Source organism: Stenotrophomonas sp. SrG, from assembly GCF_050031795.1.
Taxonomy (GTDB): domain Bacteria; phylum Pseudomonadota; class Gammaproteobacteria; order Xanthomonadales; family Xanthomonadaceae; genus Stenotrophomonas; species Stenotrophomonas rhizophila_A.
On the sequence record NZ_JBNBBE010001259.1, the window covers coordinates 1 to 237 of the forward strand.

General features: G+C 65.8%; 1 protein-coding gene. It reads right to left on the bottom strand.

Going from position 1 to position 237, the window contains the following annotated elements; genetic code table 11:
* Window positions 1-10: 10 nt before the first annotated feature.
* Window positions 11-237: hypothetical protein (locus ACQG3P_RS23470; RefSeq protein WP_426806387.1), on the bottom strand; the 227-nt coding region annotated here is incomplete at its 5' end.

Consider the following 237-nt stretch of genomic DNA (forward strand, 5'->3'; position numbering starts at 1 on the left):
CGCTGTACTTTTACATCGGCCACCCCCGCGCCGCGCGTTCCGGCGCTTCTGTTTCCAGGACCGCAACATGCACCGCCCATTCACGCGGGCTCAGCACGACGTCCAGTGCCGTGGCTTCCCGCGGGAACGGCGATGTCGCATTGCTGACATGGGTGGGGGTCTTTGCGCCTGTCCCCGCCGCATCCTGCGCCACAGGCTCGTTCGCCGGTGCGTTGAACGGGTTGAAGGTAGACAAGG